Below are 16,109 nucleotides of genomic sequence, written 5' to 3'. Positions count from 1 at the left end.
TCGCACTTCCTATCCAATATTTTTATAGCCCAGTAATCCCAGGAGAGCAAAACCAAGCGACAGCAAAGAGAAAAACCATACCACTTTGCGTTCCGACCAGCCTTTCAGTTCAAAATGATGGTGCAGCGGTGCCATTAAAAATACCCGTTTGCCGGTGGTTTTAAACGAGGCTACCTGAATAATGTCGCTTAGGACTTCAATAACGTAGACACCGCCGATGATTATCAAAGCAATCTCCGCACGGTTAATTGCCGCTATGGCAGTTATGGCCCCGCCGATTGCCAGCGAGCCGGTATCCCCCATAAACACCCGAGCTGGATAATGATTAAAAACCAGAAATCCGAGGCAAGCTCCCATTAAGGCACCGCAGAAAACCAGCATATTAAAATGTCCCATCATGATAGAAATTAAGGCAAAAGCCAGTACAACGGATAAAGTAACTCCAGAAGCCAATCCATCCAGACCATCTGTAAGGTTCACCCCGTTGGTACAAGAAATCAGGACCAACATAACAAAGGGAATATAAAAATAGCCCAGATCAATCCTGGATCCGCTAAAAGGTATAATAATCTCGGTACCACGGCCTAGATAATATACCAGAATAAACCCCAAAAGCAATCCTATGACAGATTGCCAAAAAAGTTTATCCCGAGCCCGCAGACCCAAGGAACGTTTCAGTACTACTTTTATGTAATCGTCCACAAAGCCTAAAGCTCCAACTGCCAGCATGACCGAAACTGATACCAGCACCTGTTGGCTGCTGCCGGCCATTACAAAACTGGCTACCATTATGGCAGTAATTATAATAATACCGCCCATAGTAGGTGTTCCCGCCTTGCTTAAGTGGCGCTCTGGACCATCATCACGGATACTCTGCCCCACTTTAAGCCTGGTCAAAAATGGTATCATAAAAGGCCCCATCGCAATAGAAACTAACAGAGCAATACCTGCTGCCAACAATCCATTAACAATAAAATCGTGCATTACTGTTCCTCCCATAAGACTTAAGGCGATTTTGGCAATACGTTAACTGGTTGACAGTTCTCTCATCCAATCTGCCAGCAGTATATCAAACTGCTGACCCCGGGATGCTTTAAACAAAACCAGATCAGCCGGGCCGATATTCTCCGTTAACCATTTTAAAGCTTCCTTCTGGTGGTTGAAATGGTGTATTTTTCCAGCTAACATCCCCTGTTTTATGGCACCTTCTCTATAATACCTAGCCCGGTCGCCAATGGTGATTAACAGATCTAAATTCATTTGGGCAGCATGGCCGCCTACTTGCATATGCCCCTCTTTTTCTAAATCCCCTAATTCCAGCATATCTCCAAGCACAGCCACAAAGCGTCTTTCCTGTTTCATTTCCCGGCAGGCATCCAAGGCTGCCATCATGGACTGTGGATTAGCGTTATAGGTATCATCAACGGCTACTCCCCCTGAGCTGAGCGGAATAAGGTTCATCCTCTTATCACCGGTCTTAAAACCAGCTAAGGCTGCTTTTATCTCTTTTCGGTCAATCCCCATAAGAAACGCCATTCCTGCTGCCGCAGCCAAGTTCCCGGCTAGTTGGTTAACCGGCAGGGGCAGACGGAAAGACTCCCGGCAGGCAAAAAGCTTTAAGTCAACTTTTATTTGGCTGCCATCATTTTCAACCGATAATATCTGGATATCGTTGTGGGGCTGGTATCCAAAGGTATAGATCCGGCAGGGAAAGTCTGACGCAGTGGTTAACAATAATTGATTATCGCCATTGAGCAAAGCAAAACCGTCTTCACTGATAAACTCTAAAACCTCACATTTTGCCCTGGCAATATTTAAGAGCGTACCCATGGTTTCCAGGTGAACCGCCTCAACATTAGTAATAATAGCATAAGCGGGCTGCAATAAGGAGGATAGGTGTCGTATCTCCCCAGTATTGCGCATGCCGATTTCTATTACGGCGGCCTGATGCTTTTCATTCAGTTTAAGCAAAGTTAACGGCAAGCCGATTTCGTTATTATAATTCCCCCAGGTTTTAAGGACATTAAAACTTTGTGCCATACATGCTGCCAGCATATCCTTAGTCGTTGTTTTACCCACACTACCTGTGACCGCCACTACCGGCAGAGCAAACGTTTGGCGATAGACTGCCGCCAGCTTCTGCAAAGCTTCAAGGGTATCCTTGACCAGTATAACCGCCGTGTCGGGAGCGACAGAGGAAATGCAATCCGGTCGGTCAATCAGCACGGCTGTAACCCCTTTGTTGACAAGATCAGGGATAAAGTCATGTCCGTCAAATCTTTCCCCGGTCAAAGCAACAAAAAGTTCTCCGGGCATAATTGTCCTGGAATCGGTGCTGACTCCAGTTATTACGACCTCTTCAGATCCTGACAGCAGTTGCCCGCCGGTTCCAGCAATGATAAAATCCAGACCCAGTTTCATTTTTTTAATCCTTTCAATATCTCCCGCGCCACCTGGCGATCATCAAAATCCAGAATCCGGTCTTTTACCAACTGATAAGTCTCATGTCCCTTGCCGGCTATGATTACCAGATCGCCCTTACGGGCCAACCGCATAGCATGCTCAATCGCATCCCGGCGGTCTGCGATCCTGGCATAACGGGAATCCTTGATTTCATTCAAGCCTGGGACGATATCATCTATAATCGCTTCAGGTTCTTCACTGCGTGGGTTATCCGAAGTCACAATACAAAAATCACTGTACTTAGCAGCGATTTTACCCATCTGCGGGCGCTTGGTTCGATCCCGGTCACCACCGCATCCAAAAACAGTTATCAAGCGATTCTCGGTAAGCTGACGACCGGTTTTGAGAATATTCTCCAACCCATCCGGTGTATGTGCATAATCCACCACAACGGTAAAATCCTGTCCGCAGTCCACCTGTTCAAACCTTCCGGCTACCCCAACTACTTTCTTCAGGGCTGACTTGATTGCAGAAGGATCTATCTCTTCCTGCAGGGCAAGACTAATCGCCGCCAGGGTATTATAAACGTTAAACAGACCGATCTGGTTAACCTCAATATCAAATTCTTTTTCGGCTACTACTCGGAAACTGCTACCCTTTAAGTCTGTCTTAAGATCCATAGCCCTAATTTCTGCCGGATTTTTGATAGCGTATGTGTGACAATTATCTCCTGAAGCACGGATAAAATCCGTTGCATAAGGGTCATCACCATTGATTACGGCATATTTGCCTTCATCAGCCATCCTTCTAAATAGTTTGAGTTTTGATTCCTTGTACCGGTTCATTGTCTGATGGTAGTCTAGATGATCCTGGGTTAAGTTGGTGAAAACTGCCCCATCAAAATCAATACGATCAACCCGTCCTAGATCCAGTGCATGGGAGGAGACTTCCATCACTACATACTGACCATCTAGGTTCCGCACCGTGTTCATAAAAGCCTCAATATCAAGTGATTCCGGAGTGGTATGACCCATATTTATTTTTATCTCATCGAATTGAGCATAGAGTGTACCTATAATGCCGGTTTTTTTGCCTGCTTCTTCCAGAATAGCCTTAATAAGATGGGTTGTGGTGGTCTTCCCGTTCGTGCCGGTAACACCGATAACCCTTAAATCCCGAGAAGGTTCCCCATAAAAATTAGCCGCCAGCAAAGGCAGTGCTTTTCTGGTATCATCCGTCAACAGCAGAGTAACGCCTTCTGGCACGTCCAGTTTTTTTTCGGCTAAGATGACGCAGGCACCATTTTCAAGCGCCTGTCCGGCAAATCCATGACCATCTAATTTAAATCCGGGGATACAGATAAACAGATAACCTGGTTTGATTAGCCTGGAATCATAACTGATGCCGGACACTTCAACAGCAGCAGAACCTTGCACCGTTTCATAATCTATACCTGACATAAGTTCCTGAATCCTAATGCCTATCCCTCCTTTAACTACCTGTCAATCGGTTGAAATTTCACTTTGATATTCGATCCGCTGCTGACTACTTTGCCGGGCCGAGGCGACTGGTCGCAGGACAGGCCGTAACCTTCTGGAGATAGGTGCAAACCCAGATCGGCCAGTATTTTGGCAACTTCTTTCAGAGATTTACCCTGCAAATCAGGAACGGTTACTTCTCCACCCTCTTTATCTTTCGAGAATGGCGATAAATATATTATAACCTGAGAACCTTTGTTTAATTTGCTTTGCGCCCGCGGGGTTTGCTGCCAAACCAAATCACCGCTGCCTTCAACCTTGGCATTCAGTCCTCGCCTGTTAAGACTTGCCAGCGCCTCATTAAGAGGCAGGTTAACTAAATCAGGCACCAGTACGGCATTATCCGGTTTGGCCTCAGAAGCGGCTTTATTTGGATCAGTTCGCAATGGTTCATCCAGGTAATGCAAGGCATCCTTTAATATCTCCCTAGCCGCCGGAGCAGCAACAGTGCCGCCATAATAAGGGTAACCCTTGGGAGCATCGACGACTATCAGACATACCAAACGAGGGTTATCTGACGGAGCCAGCCCGATAAAGGAAGATACATACTCATTGGCCATATAGCCGCCGCCCGGTTTAATTTTCTGGGCAGTGCCAGTCTTGCCGCCCACACGGTAACCTTCAATGAAGGCATTTTTTCCGGTTCCCAGGGTGACCTCACCTTCCAAGATAACACATAAATCCCGAGCCGTTTTTTCAGAAATGACTCTCCTTACTACTTCGGGTTCAAATTTCTGGACAATCTTGCCCTGGCTATCCACAATCTCCTTGACCAGATGCGGCTTCATTAGGTTGCCCCCATTGGCAACGGCAGATACGGCAGTCACGAGCTGAATAGGAGTGACTGCATTGGCCTGCCCAAAAGCCATGGTTGCCAGGTCAATCTGCTTACAGCGGCTTTTAGGAACCGTTATGCCCTGAGCTTCACCGGGCAGATCAATACCGGTTGCCCGACCAAACCCAAAAGCATTAAGGTACTGATAGTACTTATCTATACCCAACTCTAATCCTAATTGCACAAAACCTACATTGCAAGATTTTTCGACAATTTGGGCAAAAGTCTGTTCGCCATGGGCTTTGCCGCCTGCGCAGGATATGGTTTCCTTACCGACTTTTATATGACCGGGACAATAAAAGCGGCTCTGTTCGTTAACGATGTTTTCCTCCATAGCCATGGCTGCAGTAGTTATTTTCATCGTTGAACCTGGCTCAAAGGCATCATTGATGGCAAAATTACGGCGGTTTTGAGCAGGTGAATCATTATAGTGGTTGGGGTCAAAGGTCGGACGCGAGGTAATCGCTAGTATTTCACCAGTTTTGGGATCCATGACAATTGCTGCTGCCCGGGCCGCCTGACGCTCTTTAAAGGCTTTATCCAGTTCACGTTCGGTAATATATTGAATCGTTTCGTCCAGCGACAGTATAAGATTTGCCCCGTCAACCGGCGGAATGTACTTATGCATGGCTTCAGGTATATCTGCCCCAGTGGCATCATGTTCAATAATAATTCGCCCCTTGGTGCCACCCACTAGTTTATTGTAGTAATTGTCAATTCCTTCCAAGCCCGTATTGTCCGTACCGGATATCCCCAGAACATGACTGGCCAAGGTGCCTTTAGGATAAAAGCGTCGGCTTTCCTCAGTTAAATCTATCCCGGGTAGATCCATGGCCCGGATTTTCTGTGCGGTTGCCGGATCAATCTGACGTTTAACCCATTCAAAAGAACTGCGCCGGGTTATGCGTGCATAGATTTTATCTTGATCCATTTCAAGTGTTGCGGCAAGTTTTTTGGCAATCTCCTCCTGCCGATTGGATCTTAGTACCTCTGCCGGTATAGCATAGACTGAATCGGTGCTTATGGAAATAGCCAATTCCCGGTGATTGCGGTCATAGATCACCCCGCGCTTGGACTCCACCGGTACGTCCCGCATTCGGTTTTGGGTAGCTTTGGCGGATAAATCTGCGCCTTTAACAAACTGAACCCAGAATATCCTTCCTACAAGCATAAAAAACCCTACTGTAAATAAGAAAAAAAGCGCTGCTATACGCTTTCTTACCAGCAAACTTGTAGTTTGCATTTTATGCCCCCTCATTTATCAGGAATTTTCACAAGCTGTTTTGAGCCAATTTTGATAAGCTGGTATAGATTTTATATAAAGGTTTTTGGCTAGCCGTATTATCAGCCGTATTCTTTTCTTTTTGTTTCGCTATCTGAACCGGCTGGGGCTCTGCTTTTACAGCTAAGGAATTATTTATGTCCAGTTTTTCCATACCCAGGTTACTGACAGCTATAGCTTCTATTTGGGGCAAAGAACTGTTTTGAGAAATTTGAAATTCTAGACGTTTGTTGGCTGTTTCCAGCTTGCTTATATCTTTGTTTAATCCTTCAATTTCATATCCCAGACTGGCGCTTTTTGCGCAAAGAAATACCAGTAATACCGAATAGACAAAAACGCCCAGGCCGCATTTAACCATCAGTTTGCGGTGATGGTTGGTTTTTTTGGTGACCCTGGTAACCTGCCTTATACTCAGATCGGTTTTATTATCCTTGGGTTGATTCCAGGTTGTATATCTGCTTGCTGTCTGTTGCATACTATTCGACCTCCCCGGTATTTAGAACTATATTTTACTCGCTGCCCGTAATTTAGCGCTTCGAGCGCGAGGGTTATGCTCACATTCTTCAGTACTGGCTGTTACCGGCTTACGCGTTAAGATTTTCAACTCTGCCCGGTGGTTACAGGTACATACCGGCAAACCAGGCGGACAAATGCAATCTTTGGCTCTATCCTGCATAAACTGCTTTACGATGCGATCCTCCAGAGAATGAAAACTGATAACACAGATGCGACCGCCTGGTTTCAATAAATCAACCGTTTGAGGCAGAACCTCTATTAAAGCGTCCAGTTCGCCATTGACCTCAATCCTTAAGGCCTGAAAAGTTTTACGGGCGGGATGCTTTTCGCGCCTGTAACTGGCTGGCACGCTGGATTGTATAAGGCTTACCAGTTCCAGAGTGCTGTCAATAGGAGAGTGCTCACGGTAGTTTACAATCGCCCGCGATATAGAACGGGCATATTTCTCTTCTCCATATTGATAAAGAATTCTGGTTAAGTCTGCTTCACTATAACTGTTTACAATATCCCAAGCACTTAATGATTGTTGTCGGTTCATGCGCATATCCAAAGCGGCATCTTCATGGAAACTAAATCCGCGCTCGGCAATATCCAATTGAAAAGAAGAAACCCCCAGATCTATTAAAATCCCATCTACTAATTTTATGCCCAGGTTGTCCATAATCTCCTGCAAATTTCTAAAATCTCCATGTATCATGGTCAGCCGGGGTATATTCAAAGTTAAGGCTGTTTTTTGCAGGATATCCTGATCTTTATCCAGAGCTATTACCTGGGCATTATCACTTAATTTTTCGGCCAGGCAGCGCAGATGGCCTCCACCGCCCAGGGTGCAATCTACGTAGGTTCCACAGGGATCTGTCAGCCAATAATCAACGGTCTGTGGCAATAACACGGCTTGGTGCAAATAAATCACTCCTATAATCCCAAATCTACCAAACTTTCTGCCAAAGTGCCGTAAGATGCTTCGGCAGTCTGATTATAGGATACCCAGTTCTCACTGGACCAAATCTCCAACCGTGCTCCTACCCCAATAATTACCAGTTCCTTGTCTATGTTAGCATATTCCCTTAAATTCTGGGGCAACAGTACCCTGCCCTGCTTATCTATTTCCAACTCAGAAGCGCCGGAAAAGAAAAATCGAGCAAACGAACGGACATCGGCCCTGGTAAAAGGCAGAGCGCGCAATTTCTTTTCAATAACTTGCCATTCATCCAGCGGGTAAATAAAGATACAGTTGTCCAAGCCCTTGGTGGCAACAAACTTTAAGCCCAATTCCTCGCGAAATTTAGCAGGAATAATTACTCTTGCTTTGGTATCCAAAGAATGTTGATACTCACCCAAGAACATACGTTTTGCTCCCTTAACTCAAATACATGGGATTGCTCTCCACATCCCCCCACATTCCTCCACAATTATTTCTACTCTACCACCCAGTATCCTTCTTTGTGAAATATATAACAATCTAAAAACTACGACATTTCCCCCGTCAGGAAACGACTTATACCCCTATTTAATCGCATTTATGCCCCGATGTCCTGTATAATTTACCTTGAAAATGAACTTTAAGTCCTATTGTCGTTACGGCCAAGGGGACGGTTCTTTTGGCTGGCGGGAAAGCTTGCCTGTGTAGACGAAGGGCGTGGTAGGTTCTGGGTAGGTGTAAATGGATCGAATTGAAGTCAGGAAGGGTATTTAAAAAACAAGCGGGAGAATAATTCCCGCTTAATACTATATCCCAATCACTATCAAATTTTCCGGAGGCAGACAGAGACTGTAGCATTTTCCCACTACCAGCCTCCGACCTATATCTTTAGGAATGCTGGCTTTAATAGCTACTGCTTGCTTTGTCTGAAAGGTATAACTGTTGAAAATCAGCTCCTCAGTTATATCAATCAGCTCAGCCTCTAAAGCGTTTTCGTCTCCATTATCTGCTAGTTTTACATATTCCGGACGTATAGCTATTGATACTTCCTCATCGACATTTAAGTTGTCCAGATTATCCGGGTATAGACATAAGTGATCTGTGCCCAAGCGAACCTTGAGCCTGGGATCATCGACCCCAATCACAATTCCGTCAAATATGTTCTCCATTCCCGTTAATCGAGCTACTTTTTTATTCGCCGGACGTTCAATAATACTGTGGCGATCGCCCCATTGCAGCAAACCCCCAGCCTCATAAACGGCTATTTTACTGCTTATACGGTAGGCTTCTGCTAAGTTATGGGTAACGAATAAAATATGGCCTTTAAAATCAGATTGAATTTCCAGCAGTTCTGCTTCCAGACGGGACTTTACCTGGGTATCTAGGGCGGAAAACGGCTCATCCAGTAATAATACTTCCGGCTTTGGGGCTAAGGCACGAGCCAGAGCTACCCTTTGCTGTTGTCCCCCAGATAATTCCGCAGGATAACGGTGTCCGAAACTTTGCAATCTCATCTTGCCTAACAGCTCTTCCACCCTTTTATTCCTTTGGTAATCCGTGAGCCTCTTTATGCCAAAGGCTATATTATCATGAACTGTTAGATGAGGAAACAAGGCATAGTTTTGAAAGAGAAATCCAATATTGCGTTCTTGGGCAGGTAGGTTAATCCCCTGCCGACTATCATATAATATCTTTTCATTGAGAGTAATCCTGCCTTGATCGGGTTGCATTAATCCGGCTATGGATTTCAAAGTCAAAGTTTTACCGCAACCGGAAGGTCCCAGGATAGCCATTATTTCCTGATCGATTGCAAAGTTAACCTCTAATTTAAACTCAGGCAGGGATTTTCTAATATCGATACTAAGGATCGCTTACCACCTCCCCGATCGGGTGGCTGCTAAAGCGGCGCTGATATTTTTTCCAATAGTTTAAAGCTACGATGCTGACAAATGAAATTAATAAGATTACCAGTACCCAAATCAAGGCTTGCTTTTGCCTGCCGCCTTCCACCAAAAAATAAATGGCTACTGGTATAGTCTGGGTTCGGCCCGGAATATTACCGGCTAGCATCAGGGTGGCCCCAAATTCCCCCAGGGAACGCGCAAAAGCTAGAATAGTTCCAGCCGCTATTCCCGGCCAGGCCATAGGCGTAGTAACCTGCCAGAAAATATTCCATTCCGAAGCCCCTAGGGTTCGAGCGGCATCTTCAATGTTACTATCAATCTGTTCAAAGGCTCCCCGGGCAGTCTGGTACATCAAGGGAAATGACACTACTGTGGCTGCAATAACCGTAGCTGACCAGGAAAACACCACCGGCCGTCCAATCTCAAAAAAGAATGCGCCCAGCCAGCCGTTTCTTCCCAGAATCCATAGCAGGATAAAGCCTACTACCGTTGGTGGCAAAACCAGGGGAAGAATGAAAATCCCGTCTAAAATGCTTTTACCCTTGAATTCAGACTTGGCCATCCAGCGGGCTATTATAATACCTAGGATAAAAGTAATGGCGGTTGCTACCAATGCTGTTTTTAATGATATCCAAAGAGGACTAAGATTCATTGCCGTCATTATGTTTACCTGTTTCCTTAAGTTCTTACTTATCACCCCCCCATGTCCGGAGGACGCAACCACCTTTTAAAATAGCTGCGTGATTCGGATGGGAAGGCAGAAGTGCCGAGTGGTGTCATTTGATTATTCTATTACTGTGAAGCCGTATTTTTTAAAAAGCTTTGTTGCCTTATCACTGCTCAAGAAATCGACAAATGCTTTGGCTTCGGCTTGATTTTTGCTTTCCTTTACTACTGCCGCAGGATAGACCAAGCTTGAGTGCAGATTTTCATCGGCGACTGCAGCCACTTTTACTTTTTGGGATATATTGGCATCAGTTTGATATACTAAACCGGCTTCGGCATCGCCACTTTCGACATAGGCCAGTACCTGGCGCACGTCCTTGGCATAAACCATTTTAGCTTTCAGCTTGTCGATTAAGTTCAGGCTGGTCAGAGCTTCGGTAGCGTATTTGCCTACCGGCACTGATTCCGGTTCGCCCATGGCAATGGTTTTGGCATTTTCAAGATCCGCAAAGTTCTTAATATTATCGTTGTCATTAGCTACGATCAAAACCAGGGTGTTTTTAACAACGTCTTTTCGGGTTTCTTTTACGATCAAATCTTTTTCCTCTAAGGCGTCCATTTTGTTCTTAGCGGCGGAAATAAATACATCAGCCGGTGCTCCATTGGCAATCTGTTCCTGCAGAGAACCGGACGAACCTAGGTTAAAATCAAAACTTACATTTGGGTGCTCTTTCTGATATTCCTTTTCAATATCTGCCAGAACATCAGTTAGACTTGCTGCGGCAGACACCAACAGGGTCACTGGCTGCGCGTTCTGCTGCGGTGCTGGTTCCTTGGATTTTTCGGTGCCACAGCCAACTAGAGCAACCGATAAAAACACCATCATAAGGCCAACTATGTACCACTTTTGGGATGCAGATTTAAAATTACGCATTTTCTATTCCCCCTAATAATTCTTAACTTACTCCTCAACCGAAACTCGCTAAATTACCCCCCTTCGTTATTACATTTTTCTTTTTCTAGATCGCAAGTTGTTTCTAGCAATAAAAATAGACAGTTTATTAAAAATCAAGGGATATGTTCTTGTCACTATTTATCTATGATTAAAACTGAATGTCTTAATATATAACATAATATAACATAACAATTTATTTAAGACACGTGATTAATTATATTTAAGTTGCAAATGGTTGTCATCTGTCTAGTTGGGTCGCTTGTAAACCCTATGGGAACCGGATAAGATCACTTTTTTGGTTATCAGGCAATTTGCGTATGGTATACTAAAAAAAAGGACGGACAAAGCATAAAAAACTGTGCAGCAGTGGAATTAATTGCTGATGCTGACCGATAGCACCTTGGTCAACCTTTACTCTATTTAAAGGAGAATGAGATGCAACCTGTTTATTTTGAACCAATCGGGGTTATTCATTCCCCTTTTAAAAATGTCGATGAAATTCCCCGGCAGAGTATTTATGCGGCCGATACCCGAGCCTTCATTGAGCTGAAGGAAGAACTCCGGGCAGGCCTTTATACCCTGGATGAATCTCCTTATATCGTGGTACTTTTTTTCTTTCATCAGGCCGGGGAATGTTTGCTGCAACAGCGTTCCCGTCATGATGAAACCTTGCGGGGCGTTTTTGCCACCCGTTCCCCACGCCGTCCCAACCCTATTGGCATGACTATCGTCAAGCTGGTACGAATCACTGAAAACTGGCTGGAAATTGAGGGGGTTGATATGCTGGACGGTACCCCGGTGCTGGACATCAAACCATATAGTGCCGGCTTGAATCCCCCTGAATCATCGAATAAGTGATTTTAATAGGGATCTGGCCGTACCTGGACTAAAAAAGGGTTGGACGCCATTTAGGCCCCAACCCTCATAATATTTTAAAGTTTTTTATGGAATTTTAATCTTAATTAATAAGCATATTCGAAAGTTGCTTCAAATACTGCCTCTTTGTCACCTAGTGGAGTTGCCACTTTAGCTTTGCCATTCTTAACGATGATTTTGCTTACTTGCTTAGTGGTTTTATCAACTGTTATAGAAACATCACCTGTAACATTAGACCACTTTACATCTTTGTTAACACCGTTTAAGAAATTAATCAACGATGTGGGCAGATTCCCGGATACACTCAGTACAGTATCTTTCATAGTGGCGTTAGCAAGCAGTTTTAATGCTTCCGCTTCAGGGCCATAAATAATTTCTGAATAGGGACATACTGCTACAGTACTAGTGGACTTACCCAGTGGCCCGGAATCACCTTGGATAGTGGAAGAAGCAACACCTGCAGCATCAATCGTTGATTCGGCTTGTCCGCCAACCTGAACGATACCTGCCACAGTCCCGGTAAGATTAGTTTTTACTTTAACTGGTGCGAAATTAGCAACAACCGCTTTAGCTAAATCAGCTGCAGTTGTTGGAGCTGCAGGAGTCCCTGGATCTGCAGGTTTGTCTGCCGGGGGCGCAGGGGACGTTACCGAAGCGGTTTTGGTAGCATCATCCCAGGTTACTTTGCCGCCGAAGGCTTCACAAACAAAACGCATGGGAGCCAGAGTTCTGTTATTAACGATTTTGGCAGGAACATCGATTTTCTTGACTTCACCATTGATGGTTGGTTCCAGCGAACCAATCTTAATAACTACTTTGATGTCAGCTTTCACGGCTATTGCCGTTTGGGTATCCTGATTCCATTCTACTTTAGCGCCCATCTTTTCAAAGATAGCTCTTAAAGGTACCAGGGTTCTGCTATCTTCAATGATTGGAGCAGCATCGGTAAACGTTACGGCTTGCCCATCAATTACTACTGAAGGGCCGGTCTCGGCTGCCAAAACAGGTACGGCCAGCATGGCCATTACCATTGCCAGACATAGTAAAATTGCACATCTCTTTTTCATTAGATTATTTCCCCCCATCCAAATAATACTCTACATTTCCTTGTTCACTTCGGTAAACTGACTTGGTGATTTGGGCCGCCCGATGGCAAACAGGATAATGAGTGCCAGCACAATGGCTCCCAAACCGTAATTCATAGCAGAAGCTGCGGTATTGACTTCCGGGGTCTGGAACACATAAGCAACTGTGCCCTCGGCACCTTCCGGTTTACCCAGGAAGCTATTGGCTTGGCTCGCATTGTCTTTTAGTGCGGACACTATCGCCGGAGCTGCCATCATTTTTTCTAATCCGCCGGTAATGGCTTCCTTAGCCTGGCTGGAACCATCTCCGATCTTGGCCGTTCCTTCACTGAGCATGTCGATTCCGGGAACCATCTTGCCGTCGATCGATTCCTGCAGATAAGCCAGGGCATATAAAATACTGCCGGGCTTTCCATCCATCATTACTTTAACCGGCTTGCCATCTGCACCAATTTGACCTAATCCCAGGGCTATCATGCCTACGCCACTATTGGCTTTGCCAAGACCTGACGAGATCTGTTCCACTCCGGCTGCAATAGCATTAATACTGGCCGGGAAAGGCATGCTCCCACCCGCTGTAACCAGGTTGCCGCCATCTCTTAATACACCCAGATTTGCTCCCATGGCCATTATTTTGGGAGCCATAGCCTTGGTTATAACATCTTCAGCCGGAGTACCTTTAACCAGGCCTTGCATGAAACTCACATCATTATACAGACTCGTACTTAAACTGGGTTGCACCACTTCACCGCCTGGCTTGCCCATAGTAGCTTCCATAACCGTCAGCACTTTCTTTTGGCCTTCCAGGGCGGGCGTAATCTTTTCATCCAGAGCGTTTTTGCTTATCGTAATAGCTTCGCGAACCGCGGGCGTGTTGCCTTTGGCATCGGTTCCGGTAGCTGAATTATAAGTGCCAACATCAAATTTGGGGTTTGATAAGCCTAAACGAATTGCGGTTAATTTTTCAACCAGCGAACCCATACCATCACTTACCTGCCCTAGGCCGTTTTTAACCGCATTCAGCCCATTTAACAGGGTAGCATCTTGCGCAGGGGTTCCAACTCCGCCTTGAATCTTGTCAAAAGCATCATAAAGCTTGCCGAAGCTCTCCTGCACTGTCCCTAGGGAATCAATTTCCGAAGTGGTTGGAACGATAGGGATCACAGCAATCTTGTAGCTGGGGAGCTCAATCTTTTTGGCATCGGCTTCCAGTACAACATATTGCTTGGCCGGGTATTTGGGCGGAACCAAGGGTACCGACCAACTTACCGAGGTTTTGCCCTGTACATCCACTATGACTCCTTCCGGTGATTCCTCAGCTACTCCAGGAGCTTGAATGGCGGAGAATTTTTTGTTGTCAAATTCCCAACCGGACAAAGATACGACATAAGGTGTATAAACCATGGCTTCACTCTTGACCATTTCACCCTTATTGTTCTTAAACTCCAGTGTTTTCTTACTGCCGGTGAGGTTTTCCACCTCGCAGACAATCTTTAAATGACCGCTTTTGCCTGCTAATTTGGATGGCTTAATCTGCTGTCCGTCCAGGAAATAGCTAACTTTGATGCTCACCGGCATAGTTGCCCGAGATATTTCATTTTTATCCAGGGCAGCCAGGTAGTAGACATCCTGGTGGCCTTCACCACTGCCCAGTTTAAAGTTTATTCCCAGAGCTCCATCTTTTTGGGTGATTTTTTCTGAACCATAGAGATTTCGTACCGATTTTAACTTGTATTGACTCTGATCTTGAATCGTTACATTACCGTTTCCCGAAACCCGCATATGCGATAATACCTTGATATCGTCAATACTGCCGGTATCGTTAAGGGTGGATATTACAAGTTCATTATCCTGTACCTTGCTCACATTGGCGCCACCGGCTCCATTTACTGAGAAAACCGGAGCCATAACCAGCAACAGGGCGAGCAACAGGATTATGTAGCTTTTTACTTTACTGTGTCGTAGCATGCTTTTCCCTCCTTCCTTATTGATTTGTGGCCATGGCAATCCTAATAATCAGATTTGCCATGATAAGGCCCACCAGCAGAGATACACACACTCCTACCGCAGCTGGTATAGCACCGGTTGCCAGGGATGCCGCATTGGTGGTATAGGTACCATAGACAGAAGCAAAGTAGGCCGCCCAGCCTAAGAACATTCCGTCAATTCTTAGTCCTACGGTAGACAGTAAGACAAGTACGAATAAGGATAACCCGCTGACCAGGGCTACATAAATCAGATTATCAGGCGGAAGGGGCATGGCGGCTACCAGAGCCAGAATACCTGCCAGACCTGTAACAACCCCTAAAAGCATGGAAATAGCCGTTTTAAAATAATCACCAAACGGACCCAGCACAGCAAACATAGCCATGGCCACAGCAGCCATATAAAATGAGCTCACAGCGATAAAATCTTTGGCCATAATGAATGCAGCAAAAAATACTGCTACCAGCAAACCAAGACCAATAGCTTTTTTCATCGATTCACCTCCTTTGTAGCATTTTTCTGACTTTTGGTGCGTAAATAGTCTGAATATTGCTGCTATTAAGGGGCACTAAAAATAAACTTAATATCTTTAATAGGTATTAGTATTAATACTAGCAATGCTGTGATGAGAGTCTGTGATAATTAGATGTGTACGAGGATTCGTATCTTCCTGCAGGTATGTCTGCAGGAAGATACTCGGTTGGGGTTTTAAAGCTGGTATAATTCCTGTTCTTCAAGAAACTGAATTCCTTTTTCTTTAAAAGCGATGCGGGCCTTCTTAATATCTTCTACTTTAAAAATAACCAGAGCATCATCTTCAGACGTACCTAGGAAGGCGTATAGGTATTCTATATTCAGGTTGGCATCAGACATTTGTTCCAGAACTGTTGCCAAACCACCTGGGGTATCCTGGACGCGAACCGCGATTACTTCAGTTTCACTGACTGTAAAACCTGCATCTTTCAGTATCTGATAGGCTCTATTGGGATCATTGACTATCAATCTCAAAATGCCAAAATCAGACGTATCAGCGATAGACAGGGCCCGGATATTAATACGAGCTTCTCCCAATGCCTTGGTAACGCTGGATAATCTGCCTGCTTTGTTTTCTAAAAAAACTGAAAGCTGTTTAGACATAAGT

15 protein-coding genes are annotated in these 16,109 nt (G+C 45.1%); 1 reads left to right on the top strand and 14 read right to left on the bottom strand.

All coding sequences use genetic code 11. The features are described 5' to 3' along the window. Window positions 1–9 precede the first annotated feature (9 nt). From mraY to modA, 10 genes are all read right to left on the bottom strand, one after another. The gene (gene mraY / locus AAV90_RS07520; RefSeq protein ID WP_046497325.1) at window positions 10–984 is read right to left on the bottom strand and encodes a phospho-N-acetylmuramoyl-pentapeptide-transferase; all 975 of its coding nucleotides are present in this window, start codon (window positions 982–984) and stop codon (window positions 10–12) included. 42 nt (window positions 985–1,026) lie between these two features. Further along, window positions 1,027–2,421 (bottom strand): UDP-N-acetylmuramoyl-tripeptide--D-alanyl-D-alanine ligase, encoded by a 1,395-nt coding sequence (locus AAV90_RS07515; RefSeq protein WP_046497322.1) that lies wholly within the window; start codon window positions 2,419–2,421, stop codon window positions 1,027–1,029. Continuing rightward, window positions 2,418–3,863, bottom strand: coding sequence for a UDP-N-acetylmuramoyl-L-alanyl-D-glutamate--2,6-diaminopimelate ligase (locus AAV90_RS07510; RefSeq protein ID WP_046497318.1), 1,446 nt, complete (start codon window positions 3,861–3,863; stop codon window positions 2,418–2,420). The genes AAV90_RS07515 and AAV90_RS07510 overlap by 4 nt, the downstream gene beginning before the upstream one ends. A 35-nt stretch (window positions 3,864–3,898) precedes the next feature. Beyond that, a complete protein-coding gene (locus AAV90_RS07505; RefSeq protein ID WP_046497313.1) occupies window positions 3,899–6,019 on the bottom strand; it encodes a stage V sporulation protein D in 2,121 nt (706 codons plus the stop codon). A gap of 28 nt (window positions 6,020–6,047) precedes the next feature. Continuing rightward, a complete protein-coding gene (locus tag AAV90_RS07500; RefSeq protein ID WP_046497312.1) occupies window positions 6,048–6,533 on the bottom strand; it encodes an FtsB/FtsL family cell division protein in 486 nt (161 codons plus the stop codon). 27 nt (window positions 6,534–6,560) lie between these two features. Then, window positions 6,561–7,487 carry a 16S rRNA (cytosine(1402)-N(4))-methyltransferase RsmH gene (gene rsmH / locus AAV90_RS07495; RefSeq protein WP_046497310.1) on the bottom strand — a complete coding sequence of 309 codons (927 nt, stop codon included), beginning with the start codon at window positions 7,485–7,487 and terminating at the stop codon, window positions 6,561–6,563. Between the two features lie 2 nt (window positions 7,488–7,489). Next, on the bottom strand, window positions 7,490–7,921 hold the full coding sequence (gene mraZ, locus AAV90_RS07490; protein WP_046497307.1) for a division/cell wall cluster transcriptional repressor MraZ: 432 nt from the start codon (window positions 7,919–7,921) through the stop codon (window positions 7,490–7,492). A gap of 381 nt (window positions 7,922–8,302) precedes the next feature. After that, window positions 8,303–9,289 (bottom strand): ABC transporter ATP-binding protein, encoded by a 987-nt coding sequence (locus AAV90_RS07485; protein WP_052729666.1) that lies wholly within the window; start codon window positions 9,287–9,289, stop codon window positions 8,303–8,305. 67 nt (window positions 9,290–9,356) lie between these two features. Beyond that, the gene (modB, locus tag AAV90_RS07480; RefSeq protein WP_423229770.1) at window positions 9,357–10,061 is read right to left on the bottom strand and encodes a molybdate ABC transporter permease subunit; all 705 of its coding nucleotides are present in this window, start codon (window positions 10,059–10,061) and stop codon (window positions 9,357–9,359) included. Window positions 10,062–10,184: 123 nt separating this feature from the next. Then, entirely contained in the window at window positions 10,185–11,000 is an 816-nt protein-coding gene (gene modA / locus AAV90_RS07475; RefSeq protein WP_046497302.1) for a molybdate ABC transporter substrate-binding protein, read from the bottom strand. Window positions 11,001–11,456: 456 nt separating this feature from the next. Here modA and tsaA point away from each other — a divergent pair, with 456 nt between their 5' ends. Then, the gene (gene tsaA, locus AAV90_RS07470; protein ID WP_046497300.1) at window positions 11,457–11,879 is read left to right on the top strand and encodes a tRNA (N6-threonylcarbamoyladenosine(37)-N6)-methyltransferase TrmO; all 423 of its coding nucleotides are present in this window, start codon (window positions 11,457–11,459) and stop codon (window positions 11,877–11,879) included. A gap of 104 nt (window positions 11,880–11,983) precedes the next feature. Here tsaA and AAV90_RS14075 read toward each other — a convergent pair whose 3' ends face one another. From AAV90_RS14075 to AAV90_RS07450, 4 genes are all read right to left on the bottom strand, one after another. After that, the gene (locus tag AAV90_RS14075; protein ID WP_052729665.1) at window positions 11,984–12,964 is read right to left on the bottom strand and encodes a copper amine oxidase N-terminal domain-containing protein; all 981 of its coding nucleotides are present in this window, start codon (window positions 12,962–12,964) and stop codon (window positions 11,984–11,986) included. 30 nt (window positions 12,965–12,994) lie between these two features. Further along, window positions 12,995–14,950 (bottom strand): hypothetical protein, encoded by a 1,956-nt coding sequence (locus AAV90_RS07460; protein ID WP_046497297.1) that lies wholly within the window; start codon window positions 14,948–14,950, stop codon window positions 12,995–12,997. A 16-nt stretch (window positions 14,951–14,966) separates the two neighbouring features. Then, window positions 14,967–15,461, bottom strand: a complete 495-nt coding sequence (locus tag AAV90_RS07455; protein ID WP_046497295.1) for a hypothetical protein — start codon at window positions 15,459–15,461, stop codon at window positions 14,967–14,969. A 215-nt stretch (window positions 15,462–15,676) separates the two neighbouring features. Next, entirely contained in the window at window positions 15,677–16,105 is a 429-nt protein-coding gene (locus AAV90_RS07450; RefSeq protein ID WP_046497294.1) for an ACT domain-containing protein, read from the bottom strand. Window positions 16,106–16,109: the final 4 nt, after the last annotated feature.

The organism is Syntrophomonas zehnderi OL-4 (assembly GCF_000983115.1).
In the GTDB taxonomy this organism is placed as follows: domain Bacteria; phylum Bacillota; class Syntrophomonadia; order Syntrophomonadales; family Syntrophomonadaceae; genus Syntrophomonas_B; species Syntrophomonas_B zehnderi.
The sequence above is the reverse complement of the archived record's forward strand: the minus strand, read 5'-3'. Positions and strand labels throughout refer to the sequence as shown.